The following is an 11,504-nucleotide window of genomic DNA, read 5'->3' on the forward strand; positions in this document are numbered from 1 at the left end:
GAAACGATCGTCGTCACGCCGGCGAAAAGCTGGCGGGATTCGGACGCCAGGGCGGCAGCGCGGGCAGCAGGTCGGCAACCGCGACACCACGTCCGTGCAGCAGCCACCCGAACGACCCCAGCCCGGCCGGATCGCGCAGCTCGGCGACCCGTCCGGCCCGAGCAGCCGACTCCAGCCACTCCCACCCGGACCCCGACACGGATGAGGACAACCCCAACGCGCGCAACGCGTCCCGTTGCGACACCAGGACGAAATCCCCGCCGGCAGCTGCGGCGCAGGCGTCCAGGGCCACGTGCGCCGTGATGTCGCAGGACCCGTCGAACACCGGCGGGACCTGACGCCCGTTCCGGTACCCGGTCAGCGTGAACCGCCGCGACGAGACCAGGTGCCCGTAGTCGATCGCCAACGCCGCCCCGCGCACCGACGACACCGCCGCGGCCCAGGCGGCATCCCGGGGTGCTCCGACCTCGGCCTGCGAGCCGTCAGCCAGCGACGGCCACCACCGGGTGATCCAGGGGTCCGGAGAAGGACCGGTCACCACGGGGCAGGGGATCGAGTCGAGCCACTCGTGCCCGACCAGCAACCCGGTGCACGGAGGGATCGAGGTCGTCCACCGAACTCCGGGCAGCAGAACAGGAGGCCCGAGCTCGACCGCGGTCACGCGCAGCCGGTCGGCGAGCGACCCCGAGGCCAGCGACCGCACCGCGCCGGCCAGCTCGCCGCCGCCCGCGCCGACGTCCACGAAGTCCACGACCGGGGGAAATCCGAGAGCGGCGTCCACTCGCGACAACAGCTCGACCAGGGCGAGGGCCAGCTCCGGACCGACCAGGGGAGACGTCCGGAAGTGCGAGAACGGCTTCTCACCGCGCGCGAAGAAGCCGCCGGGACCGTAGAGCGCGGCGTGCCAAGCGGCTTCCCAGTCGAGCACCGGACAAGTGTGCATCTAAGGTCATTTCGTGACCGACGCCGACCTCACGCCGACGCCGACGCCGAAGAAGCGCATCGAGCAGCGCCGCTGGACCGTCCTGTTCCCCGTCGTGGCCCTCATCGCGCTGGCCGCGGCCGGGCTCGTGCTGTTCGCGCTCGGCACGTCGAGCATCGGCATCGAGCCGCTGCTGGTGGGTGCCGCCGCCGCGCTGATCCCGGTCGCGTTCGTGGTGAGCGCGTTCCTGTGGATCGACCGGTGGGAGCCGGAACCGGCCAAGATGCTGCTCTTCGCGTTCGTCTGGGGTGCGTGCGGCGCGACGATCACCTCGCTCGCGTTCAACCAGACGAGCCGCGTGCTGGGCGACCTCCTCACCAACGACGGCACGACGTTCACGGCCGTGCTCGGGGCGCCGATCGTCGAGGAGGCGACCAAGGCGGTGTTCCTGATCGCCGTGTTCGCCCGGCGCAGGCACGAGTTCGACGGAGTCGTCGACGGCATGGTCTACGCGGGCATCACGGCCGCGGGCTTCGCGTTCACCGAGAACATCTGGTACTTCGGCCGGGTCTTCCTGCAGGACGGGCTCGGCAACATGGGCGGCGGCGTGATCGCGCTGTTCGTGCTGCGCGGGGTGCTGTCGCCGTTCGCGCATCCGCTGTTCACGGCCATGACGGGCATCGGTGTCGGCATCGCGTCCACCACGAGCCGGGCGGCGGTCCGCGTCCTCGCGCCGATCACCGGGTACCTCACCGCGGTCGGCCTGCACTCGCTGTGGAACTTCTCGACGACGGTCGGCACCGGGTCCGACTTCATCAACCTGTACTTCCTGATCATGGTTCCGGTGTTCGCGGGTGCCGTCACGATCGTGGTCTGGCAGCGGCGCCGGGAGCAGAGGATCGTGGCGGGTCAGCTCGCCGCGATGGCGCAGAACAAGTGGATCGCCAACAGCGAGGTCGCCCTGCTGGCGAGCCTCAACGGCCGCAGGAACTGGCTGCGGGCGGTCAAGCGCAAGTCCGGTGAGGGCGCGGTCAAGTCGGTGAAGGCCTACCAGATCGCGGTCACCGAGCTGGCCTTCCTGCGCCACCGCATCGAGCAGGGAACGGCGGGCCAGAGCGCCGAGCAGCGCCACGGGGTGCTGCTCGACACGCTGCACGCCGCGAGGACCGCCGCCCGCCGGTGAGTCCTGTCACCGCCAGGACCAACGCCGGGAACAGCGGATTACCCTCGGCGGCGTCGTCCGGTACCCGCAGCAGGGACTGGAACGTCAGAAGGAGTTAGTCGCATGGACGCGACCCCACGTCCGGCCAGGCTCGCCGTCGGTGTCATCTCGGCAGGCCGGGTCGGCTCGGTGCTGGGCGCCGCGCTGGCCAGAGCGGGCCACGTGGTCGTCGGCACGTCCGCCGTCTCCCAGGCCTCCCGCAACCGCGCGGAGGAGCTGCTGCCCGGCGTCCCCCTCGAAGACCCCACCGAGGTCGCGAAACGTGCCGACCTGGTGCTGCTGGCCGTGCCGGACGACGAGCTGAAGGGCCTGGTCAAGGGCCTGGTCGCCACGGAGTCGCTGCGCGCGGGCCAGATCGTCGTGCACACCAGCGGCGCGCAGGGCGTGCAGGTCCTGCAGCCCGCCGCCGAGGTCGGTGCCCTCACGCTCGCGCTGCACCCCGTCATGACCTTCACCGGCCGCGAGGAGGACCTCCAGCGGATGCGGGCCGCGTGCGTCGGCGTGACGGCCGCGGACGGCGACGAGGTCGCGTGGAGCGTCGGCGAGGCGCTGGTCGTGGAGATGGACGCCGAACCGATCCGGGTCCCCGAGGCCGTCCGCCCGCTCTACCACGCGGCACTGGCCCACGGCGCGAACCACCTGATCACGCTGGTCCGCGACGCGGCGGACCTGCTCTCGAACGCCGGCGTGGCCAACGCCGAACGCCTGCTCGGCCCGTTGCTGTCGGCCGCGCTCGACAACGCGCTGCGCCACGGAGACAGGGCCCTCACCGGTCCGGTCGCGCGTGGCGACACGGGTACCTTGCGGGGGCACCTCGGCGTGCTCGCGCAGCAGGCGCCCGAGATCCTTCCCAGCTACCGCGTGCTCGCCCGCCGCACCGCCGACCGGGCCGAACGCTCCGGGCTGCTCAAGCCCGACGCGGCCGACGACGTTCGCACCACTCTCGAGGACTGACGTGACCAAGCCACTGACCAAGGACGACTACCGCCAGGACGACGTCACGGTGCACCGCGACCCGCAGCGGCTCAACCGGGTCGTGCGCGCCCTGCGCAGCGCCGGCCGCAACGTCGCGCTCGTGCCCACGATGGGCGCCCTACACGCCGGCCACCGGCAGCTGATCCGCGAGGCGCAGGTCATGCAGAACACGGTGGTCGTCGTGTCGATCTTCGTGAACCCGTTGCAGTTCGGGCCGAACGAGGACCTCGCGAAGTACCCGCGGCAGTTCGAGTCCGATGTGGACATCTGCCGCGAGGAGCGCGTGGGCCTGGTGTTCGCACCGTCCGCCGAGGACATGTACCCGGAAGGCGCGCAGGTCACCGTGCACCCCGGTCCGCTGGGCGACGAGCTGGAGGGCGCGTCGCGTCCCGGCCACTTCGCGGGCGTGCTGACCGTGGTGTCGAAGCTGTTCAACATCGTGCAGCCCACGTACGCGGTGTTCGGGCAGAAGGACTACCAACAGCTCCAGCTCATCCACAAGATGGCGCGCGACCTGAACTTCCCGCTGGACGTCGTCGGCGTGCCGACCGTTCGCGAGCACGACGGTCTCGCGCTGTCCTCGCGCAACGCCTACCTGACGCCGGAGCAGCGCCACCACGCCGTGACGCTGTCGGCCGCGCTGACCGCCGGCGCGCACGTGTCGTCGCAGGGCGCCGACGCGGTGCTCAAGGCCGCGCACGACGTGCTGGCGCAGGTGCCGGACGTCGAGCTGGACTACCTGGAGCTGCGCGGGGTCGACCTCGGTCCCGCGCCGGAGAACGGCGACGCACGGCTGCTGGTCGCGGCACGCGTCGGTTCCACCCGCCTGATCGACAACATCGCGGTGTTGCTCGGCGAAGGCGACGAGTAGGGGGATGCCATGTTCCGCACGATGCTGAAGTCCAAGATCCACCGCGCCACCGTGACGCAGGCCGACCTGCACTACGTCGGCTCGGTGACGGTGGACGAGGACCTGATGGAGGCCGCCGACCTGCTGGCGGGCGAACAGGTCGCCATCGTCGACGTCACCAACGGCGCGCGGCTGGAGACCTACGTCATCCCCGGCGAGCGCGGCACCGGCGTGCTGGGCATCAACGGCGCGGCGGCGCACCTCGTGCACCCCGGCGACATCGTGATCCTCATCGCGTACGGGCAGATGGACGACGCCGAGTCGCGGACGTACAAGCCGCGGGTCGTGTTCGTGGACGCGGACAACAAGGTCGTCGACCTCGGTTCCGACCCCGCGCATGCCCCGGAGGGCTCCGGTCTCGTGAACGGCTCCACGAGCGCGCTGTCGTCTGAGACCGTTGAGGCGACCGCGCTGGACGCGCTGATCAAGACCGAGAACTGAGGAACACACCGTGCTGCTCGCCATCGACGTCGGCAACACCAACATCGTGCTCGGTCTCTACGACGGGGTCGGCGACTCGGCCCCGCTCGTGCGCGACTGGCGGATGCGCACCGACGCCAGGATGACCGCCGACGAGCTCGCGCTGACCATGCGCGGCCTGCTCGGCGAGTACGCCGACAAGATCACCGGCATCTCCGCGCTGTCCACCGTGCCCGCGGTGCTGCGCGAGCTCCGCGTGATGCTCGGCCGCTACTACGACTCCGTGCCGAAGGTGCTGGTGGAGCCGGGCGTGAAGACCGGTGTGCCGCTGCTCGTCGACAACCCGAAGGAGGTGGGCTCGGACCGTGTGATCAACACACTGGCCGCGCACCACCTCTACTCGACCTCGTGCGTCGTGGTCGACTTCGGCACGTCCACGAACCTCGACGTGATCTCGTCGCGCGGCGAGTTCCTCGGCGGCGCGCTGGCGCCCGGCATCGAGATCTCGGTCGACGCGCTGGCCGCCCGCGCCGCGCAGCTGCGCAAGGTCGAGCTGATCAAGCCGCGCAACGTGATCGGCAAGAACACCGTGGAGTGCCTGCAGTCCGGCATCGTCTACGGGTTCGTCGGCCAGGTGGACGGGCTGGTGCGCAAGATCACCGAGGAGCTCCAGCAGACCGACCCCGGTTCCGTGACGGTGATCGCCACGGGCGGGCTCGCCCCGCTGGTCGTCTCCGAGTCCTCGACGATCGCGCACCACGTGCCCGACCTGACTCTGCTGGGGCTGCGGCTCGTCTTCGAGCGCAACATGCCTACTCGCTAGCGCGGACCATCCGGAAGATCTCCGCGCGCAGGGGGACGTCGAACGGCCCGTTCGACGTCTCCGGCCGGTCGCGGAGGAACGCGAGCATCTTGTCGTTGATCGCCGCGCGCTCCTCGTCCTCGATGACGAGCATGCGCGAGTGCGTGTTGATCCAGGCGACGGCCGCTTCCGGCGAGCTCCTGCGGTGCGAGTGCGGGAACACCTCGTGCTCCACCGCACCGAACGACGGGTGCTCCACGACGCTCGCGGGGTTGCCGCGCTGGGACTCGACGCTGCTCGCCGATACCAGTTCGAGCTCGGCCAGCCACTCGACGTCCTGGTCCGGCTCCGTCCACATCGCCGCGAGCACGCCGCCGGGGCGCAACACGCGGGCGATCTCCGGGAGTGCCTTCTCCTGGTCGAACCAGTGGAACGCGGTGCCGACGAAGACGGCGTCGATCGTGTTGTCGGGGACGGGGATGTGTTCGGCGTGTCCGGGCAGTGCGCGCACGTCGTGCACTCGGCGCACCAGTTCGGAAAGCATCTGCTCGTTCGGCTCCACGGCCGTGACGCGGTGTCCTTCCGCGACCAGTCCCGCGGTCAGCTTGCCGGTGCCGGCGGCCAGGTCGAGCACGTCCAGCGGCTCGTCCGCGCCCAGGGGCTCCAGCGCCCACCGGATCGCCGCCACGGGATAGTCAGGCCGGTGTTCGGCGTAGGCCTCCGCCTGCGCGCCGAACGAGTCCGCTCGCCTCGCGTGTAGATCCATCCGTCCAACTTAGGGCGTCGCGATTGGGCCGGGGTATCCGGTTCGCCTTGCTCCTGAGCACTTCCGTACCCTTCTCGGCGTGAGTGAGCAGCCGAAGCAAGGCCCTGTGACCAGCGAAGAAGACCTGCCAGAGCAGATGCGCGTGCGCCGGGAAAAGCGTGCGCGGCTGCTCGCTTCCGGTAAGGAGCCCTATCCCGTCGAGGTCGCGCGCACGCACACGTTGCGCGAGATCCGCGAAGCACACCCCGAGCTCGAGCCCGACACGCAGACCGGCCAGGTCGTCGGCGTGACCGGCCGGATCATGTTCCTGCGCAACACCGGAAAGCTGTGCTTCGCGACGTTGCGCGAAGGCGACGGCACGGAACTGCAGGCGATGCTGAGCCTCGCCGGTGTGGGTGAAGAAGCGCTTTCCGAGTGGAAGACCGACGTCGACCTCGGTGACCACGTTTTCGTGCACGGCGAGGTCATCAGCTCGCGCCGCGGAGAACTTTCCGTGATGGCCGACGGATGGCAGCTGACGTCGAAGTCGCTGCGCCCGTTGCCGGTCGCGCACAAGGAACTCGGCGAGGAAACCCGCATTCGTCAGCGATACGTCGACCTGATCCTGCGGCCGACCGCGCGTGACACTGTTCGGACCCGTGCGAACGTGGTTCGTTCTCTGCGCGACTCGTTCCACCGTCGTGGATTCCTCGAAGTCGAGACGCCGATGTTGCAGACGCTGCAGGGAGGTGCGAGCGCGCGTCCGTTCATCACGCACTCGAACGCGCTCGACATCGACCTGTTCCTGCGCATCGCGCCGGAGCTGTACTTGAAGCGCTGCGTCGTCGGCGGCATCGAGAAGGTGTTCGAGATCAACCGCAACTTCCGCAACGAAGGTGTGGACTCGTCGCATTCGCCCGAGTTTTCGATGTTGGAGTACTACGAGGCCTACGCCACGTACGACTCGAACGCGGTACTCACGCGTGAGCTCATCCAGGAAGCCGCGGAAGCGGTGACGGGTTCTCAGATCGTCACGTTGGCGGACGGCAGCGAGTACGACCTCTCGGGTGAATGGACGACGCTCAGCATCTACGAGTCGTTGTCCGAAGCGGTTGGTGAGGAAATCACGCCCGAGACGCCGGCGGAGGTCCTGCGCAAGCTTTGTGACCGCCACGAACTTGAGGTGAACCCCAAGTTCGGTCACGGCAAGCTGGTCGAGGAACTGTGGGAGCACCTCGTCTGCGACACGTTGTACGCGCCGACGTTCGTACGTGACTACCCGGTGGAGACGTCGCCGCTGACCAGGCAACACCGCACCAAGCCGGGTGTCGCGGAAAAGTGGGATCTGTACGTCCGCGGATTCGAACTGGGAACGGGTTACTCCGAACTGGTGGACCCCGTGATCGAGCGGGAACGCCTGGAAGCGCAGGCCCGTCTTGCCGCCGCCGGTGACCACGAGGCGATGCCGATCGACGAAGACTTTCTGCGATCACTGGAGTACGGAATGCCACCGAGTGGTGGCGTCGGAATGGGTATCGATCGCCTCCTGATGGCCCTCACGGGCCTGGGTATCCGGGAGACCATCTTGTTCCCGCTCGTTCGCCCTGAATGAGTAACTTTCCGGATGTCGATAGGTGCAATGCGGCACCCGTGCGCTAACCTGCCTCGCAGAAGGCTTTAGTTGGCGACGCGGGTGACCGCGCATTCGGGGTCCTGGAGGATACGCATGGCGCAGAAGGTCACCGTGACCCTCGTCGACGATCTGGACGGTTCCACTGCTGAGGAGACCGTCGAGTTCGGACTGGATGGTGTCGCCTACACGATCGACCTTTCCTCGGGTAATGCGGGCAAACTTCGCGACGCGTTGGCCGACTTCGTGGGAAGTGCACGTCGTGCAGGTGGCCGCAAGCGTCTTGGTCCCGGTCGTCCGGCCGGTGTGAAGGCGCGTCCGGCTTCGGCGGACCGCGAGCAGAACCAGGCCATTCGCGAGTGGGCGCGCAAGCAGGGCATGAAGGTGTCCGACCGGGGTCGCATCCCGGCCGAGGTGCTCGACGCGTACCACCAGCAGGGCTGAAATTCGCTGAATCACGAAGGGGTTCCGGGGAATCTTCCCCGGAACCCCTTCGTGCTATTCGAGTGACTGCGCAACCACCGGCCGGTGAACTGGTCCGTGAACGAACCCGGTCCAAACGACATCGCGACGTTGTTCACATTGTGCGCTGATCTTCTTCACGTCTTCCCGGTTGTGATCGGAACCGCGCGGCCGCCCGTCGGTGTCCTGCGGTGATTCGGTTAGGCTTACCTGACTTCGTCGCAGCTAGGAGGGTGGGCCTTGGGTCGTAGGTCGTTCGGCCTGCTCTTCCTGCTGGCCGTGCTGGCGGTCGTGGCGCTGGCGAGCATCGCGATCGGTTCCAAGGAGATCGCGCTGTCCGGCGTCTGGCACGGCCTCTTCACGCCGACCGGGACCGAGGACGACGTGGTGATCCGCGAGCTGCGGATCCCGCGGACGTTGATCGGCATCGTCGTCGGCGTCGCGCTGGGCGTCGGCGGCGCCCTCATGCAGGGCCACACGCGCAACCCGATCGCCGATCCGGGCATCCTCGGCGTCACGAACGGCGCGGCGCTGGCCGTCGTGCTCTCGATCTTCCTGCTCGGCGTGGACTCGCTGGTCGGCTACATCTGGTTCGCCTTCGCCGGAGCGATGATCGCGAGCGTCGTCGTGTTCCTGCTCGGGTCTGCCGGCCGGGGCGGCCCGTCGCCGGTGACGCTCGCGCTGGCCGGTGCCGCCGTCTCCGCACTGATGCACGGCCTGGTGTCCGCGATCGTGCTGCTCGACCAGCAGTCGCTCGACGCGTTCCGGTTCTGGCAGATCGGCGGGATCGCCGGCCGCGACCTGACGGTGTTGTGGCAGGTGCTGCCGTTCCTGTTCGTCGGCCTGGTCGTGGCGGCGTTCAACGCGCCGGGCCTCAACGCGCTGTCGCTGGGCGAGGACGTGGCCACGTCGCTGGGCGTGCGCGTGAAGGCGACCAGGTCGCTGGGCATCTTCGCCATCACGTTGTTGGTGGGCGGCGCCGTCGCGGCGTGTGGGCCCATCGGGTTCATCGGCCTGGTGGTGCCGCACGTGGCACGCGCGTTCACCGGCCCGGACTACCGCTGGCTGCTGCCGTTCTCGGCGCTGGTCGGCGCGATCCTGCTGCTGTTCGCGGACATCGTCGGCCGCGTGGTCGCCCGCCCGTCGGAAGTGGAGGTCGGCGTGATGATGGCGTTGATCGGCGCGCCGTTCTTCATCTACCTGGTGCGCCGCAAGAAGCTGGTGAAGATTTGACCGCCCTCGACACGGCTCCTCCGACGGCCCGCAAACCCGCTCTCCGGGTGGGCGCAGCGTCGTTCCGCCTGCGGCCGCGGCCCCTGGTGGTCGTCGGGGTGGCGCTGGTGCTGCTGGCGGCGGTGTTCGTCGTCGACATCATGATCGGCGACTTCCCGCTGACGGTGGCGCAGGTGGTCGACACCCTGTTCGGCGGCGGCACGCGGCGCGACCAGTTCGTGGTGACCGAGCTGCGGATGCCCCGCGCGCTGACCGGCCTGCTCGTCGGCGCCGCCCTGGGCCTGTCCGGGGCGATCTTCCAGGCGATCGTGCGCAACCCGCTGGCCTCGCCGGACATCCTCGGCGTCACGTGGGGCGCCGGCGCCGGAGCCGTCTCGGTGATCACGTTCGGCGGCTCGCTGGGGGTGGTGACCGGGTCGGCGGCGTCGGTCGGGCTCCCGCTGGCCGGTCTCGCCGGGGGCCTGGCCGCCGGGCTGCTCGTGTACGCGCTGGCGTGGCGGCAGGGGATCGAGGGCTTCCGGATGGTGCTGGTCGGCATCGGCATCACCGCCGTGGCCGCCAACTTCACGCACTACCTGCTGACCGTCGGCGACGTGCTGGACGCCGGGCGGGCGATGGTGTGGATCACCGGGTCGCTGAACGGGCGCGGGTGGGAGCACGTCGTGCCCGTCGCGTTGGCGCTGGTGGTGCTGGTTCCCGTCGCCCTGGTCGGCGGGCACGTGCTCGGGGCGCTGCAGTTCGACGACCAGACCTCGCGCGGGCTCGGGGTGCGGGTGAACCGGGCGCGGTCGTTCCTGATCGTGGTGGCGATCGTGCTGGCCTCGGTGGCCACGGCCGCTGCTGGGCCGATCGCGTTCGTTGCTCTGGCCACGCCGCAGATCGCTTTGCGTCTTGCCGGGACTGCGCAGCCGCCGTTGTTCGGGTCCGCGGTTCTCGGTGGTGTGCTCGTGATGTTGTCCGACCTGTTGGCTCGGACGGTTTATCGCACCGAGCTGCCGGTCGGGGTGGTCACGGCTGTGCTCGGGGCGCCCTATCTGATGTACCTGCTGGTTCGGAGTCGCCGGGAGGCGCGGGTATGAGTGTGCGTCTTGAGGCTTCTTCGCTGTCGGTGGGTTATGGGGAGCGGCTGGTCGTCGACACCCTCGACTTGTCCGTGGTCGGTGGGACTGTCACGGCTGTGATCGGGCCCAACGGGTGCGGGAAGTCGACCCTGTTGAAGGCTTTGGGGAGGTTGTTGCCTGCCCGGTCCGGTGCGGTGTTGCTGGACGGGAAGGCGATCGACCGGCTGCCTTCGCGGGAGGTGGCTCGGGTGTTGGGGATGTTGCCCCAGTCGCCTTCTGCTCCTGAAGGGCTCACCGTCGCCGATCTGGTTGCTCGGGGTCGGCATCCGCATCAGGCCTGGTACCGGCAGTGGTCCTCTGAGGATGCTGCTGCCGTTGATGCCGCTCTGGCGATGACCGGGATTTCCGATCTCGCTGAGCGGACTGTCGACGAGTTGTCCGGTGGGCAGCGGCAGCGGGCTTGGATCTCCATGGCTCTGGCCCAGGGGACCGATTTGTTGCTGTTGGACGAGCCGACCACCTATTTGGATCTTGCTCATCAGATCGACGTGCTGGATCTGGTGCAGGAGCTGCATTCGTCGTTGGGGCGGACTGTGGTGATGGTGTTGCACGACCTGAACCTGGCGGCTCGGTATGCGGATCACATCGTCGCCATGCGGGGTGGGCGGATTGTGGCGCAGGGGGCGCCTGGTGAGGTGTTGACCGAGGCTCTGTTGTTGGATGTTTTCGGGTTGGATGCTCGGGTTGTGGAGGATCCGGTTTCCGGGACTCCGCTTGTTGTGCCTGTTGGGTCTCGGCACCGGGTTTCTTAGTTCCGGTTCCGTTCCCCTGTTGCGGGCGGCGGGTTCTGTTGCGTGCTTCCACCTGGGGGCGCTGCCCCCAAACCCCCGCCAATCTGATCAGGGGGTACCGCGCCCCCAGCGGGTTGATGGCACGCCTGTTTGTGCTGGGCGGCCGCCCGTTGCGTAGGTGGTGCGGTTCGGGTGGGTCCCCGTCACAAGCCGCGCCAGGAGCTGGCCACAACGAGGTAGGGGTGTCAAGCGGGCGAAAAGCGTGCCCGCTTGACACCCCCCACCCCTTCCCCCAAAAGATTTCGCAACAACCTTGGAAGGAAACCAACAG

Annotated in this window: 12 protein-coding genes; 10 read left to right on the plus strand and 2 right to left on the minus strand. The window is 68.8% G+C overall.

Annotated elements, in window-relative coordinates:
* Positions 1 to 13 precede the first annotated feature (13 nt).
* A complete protein-coding gene (locus ACFWV3_RS29170; RefSeq protein WP_382415684.1) occupies positions 14 to 928 on the minus strand; it encodes an SAM-dependent methyltransferase in 915 nt (304 codons plus the stop codon).
* Positions 929 to 956: 28 nt separating this feature from the next.
* Here ACFWV3_RS29170 and ACFWV3_RS29175 point away from each other — a divergent pair, with 28 nt between their 5' ends.
* The 5 genes from ACFWV3_RS29175 to ACFWV3_RS29195 all read left to right on the plus strand — a co-directional run bounded on the left by ACFWV3_RS29175 (position 957) and on the right by ACFWV3_RS29195 (position 5,272).
* Positions 957 to 2,105 (plus strand): PrsW family intramembrane metalloprotease, encoded by a 1,149-nt coding sequence (locus tag ACFWV3_RS29175; protein ID WP_382415686.1) that lies wholly within the window; start codon positions 957 to 959, stop codon positions 2,103 to 2,105.
* Positions 2,106 to 2,207: 102 nt separating this feature from the next.
* A complete protein-coding gene (locus ACFWV3_RS29180) occupies positions 2,208 to 3,098 on the plus strand; it encodes a Rossmann-like and DUF2520 domain-containing protein (RefSeq protein WP_382415687.1) in 891 nt (296 codons plus the stop codon).
* Between the two features lies 1 nt (position 3,099).
* The gene (panC, locus tag ACFWV3_RS29185; protein ID WP_382415689.1) at positions 3,100 to 3,990 is read left to right on the plus strand and encodes a pantoate--beta-alanine ligase; all 891 of its coding nucleotides are present in this window, start codon (positions 3,100 to 3,102) and stop codon (positions 3,988 to 3,990) included.
* Between the two features lie 9 nt (positions 3,991 to 3,999).
* Positions 4,000 to 4,470, plus strand: a complete 471-nt coding sequence (panD, locus tag ACFWV3_RS29190; protein ID WP_382415691.1) for an aspartate 1-decarboxylase — start codon at positions 4,000 to 4,002, stop codon at positions 4,468 to 4,470.
* A 10-nt stretch (positions 4,471 to 4,480) separates the two neighbouring features.
* Positions 4,481 to 5,272 carry a type III pantothenate kinase gene (locus tag ACFWV3_RS29195; protein ID WP_382415692.1) on the plus strand — a complete coding sequence of 264 codons (792 nt, stop codon included), beginning with the start codon at positions 4,481 to 4,483 and terminating at the stop codon, positions 5,270 to 5,272.
* Here ACFWV3_RS29195 and ACFWV3_RS29200 read toward each other — a convergent pair.
* The gene (locus ACFWV3_RS29200) at positions 5,262 to 6,017 is read right to left on the minus strand and encodes a class I SAM-dependent methyltransferase (RefSeq protein WP_382415694.1); all 756 of its coding nucleotides are present in this window, start codon (positions 6,015 to 6,017) and stop codon (positions 5,262 to 5,264) included. The two genes, ACFWV3_RS29195 and ACFWV3_RS29200, sit on opposite strands and share 11 nt — an antisense overlap.
* Before the next feature lie 136 nt (positions 6,018 to 6,153).
* Here ACFWV3_RS29200 and lysS point away from each other — a divergent pair, with 136 nt between their 5' ends.
* The 5 genes from lysS (at position 6,154) to ACFWV3_RS29225 (ending at position 11,194) form a co-directional block, all read left to right on the plus strand.
* Entirely contained in the window at positions 6,154 to 7,608 is a 1,455-nt protein-coding gene (gene lysS / locus ACFWV3_RS29205; protein ID WP_382415761.1) for a lysine--tRNA ligase, read from the plus strand.
* A 114-nt stretch (positions 7,609 to 7,722) separates the two neighbouring features.
* Positions 7,723 to 8,070, plus strand: coding sequence for an Lsr2 family protein (locus tag ACFWV3_RS29210; RefSeq protein WP_382415763.1), 348 nt, complete (start codon positions 7,723 to 7,725; stop codon positions 8,068 to 8,070).
* 258 nt (positions 8,071 to 8,328) lie between these two features.
* Positions 8,329 to 9,321, plus strand: a complete 993-nt coding sequence (locus tag ACFWV3_RS29215; RefSeq protein WP_382415696.1) for a FecCD family ABC transporter permease — start codon at positions 8,329 to 8,331, stop codon at positions 9,319 to 9,321.
* 47 nt (positions 9,322 to 9,368) lie between these two features.
* On the plus strand, positions 9,369 to 10,400 hold the full coding sequence (locus tag ACFWV3_RS29220; protein WP_382415698.1) for a FecCD family ABC transporter permease: 1,032 nt from the start codon (positions 9,369 to 9,371) through the stop codon (positions 10,398 to 10,400).
* The gene (locus ACFWV3_RS29225; RefSeq protein WP_382415699.1) at positions 10,397 to 11,194 is read left to right on the plus strand and encodes an ABC transporter ATP-binding protein; all 798 of its coding nucleotides are present in this window, start codon (positions 10,397 to 10,399) and stop codon (positions 11,192 to 11,194) included. The genes ACFWV3_RS29220 and ACFWV3_RS29225 overlap by 4 nt, the downstream gene beginning before the upstream one ends.
* Positions 11,195 to 11,504 lie beyond the last annotated feature (310 nt).

Source organism: Lentzea sp. NPDC059081 (assembly GCF_042738015.1).
In the GTDB taxonomy this organism is placed as follows: domain Bacteria; phylum Actinomycetota; class Actinomycetes; order Mycobacteriales; family Pseudonocardiaceae; genus Lentzea.

Excerpts from the sequence above, each read along its gene's own strand:
- ACFWV3_RS29180 (WP_382415687.1), top strand. The coding sequence starts at position 2,208 with ATGGACGCGACCCCACGTCCGGCCAGGCTCGCCGTCGGTGTCATCTCG.
- panD (WP_382415691.1), top strand. The coding sequence starts at position 4,000 with ATGTTCCGCACGATGCTGAAGTCCAAGATCCACCGCGCCACCGTGACG.
- ACFWV3_RS29200 (WP_382415694.1), bottom strand. The coding sequence starts at position 6,017 with ATGGATCTACACGCGAGGCGAGCGGACTCGTTCGGCGCGCAGGCGGAG.
- lysS (WP_382415761.1), top strand. The coding sequence starts at position 6,154 with ATGCGCGTGCGCCGGGAAAAGCGTGCGCGGCTGCTCGCTTCCGGTAAG.
- ACFWV3_RS29210 (WP_382415763.1), top strand. The coding sequence starts at position 7,723 with ATGGCGCAGAAGGTCACCGTGACCCTCGTCGACGATCTGGACGGTTCC.
- ACFWV3_RS29225 (WP_382415699.1), top strand. The coding sequence starts at position 10,397 with ATGAGTGTGCGTCTTGAGGCTTCTTCGCTGTCGGTGGGTTATGGGGAG.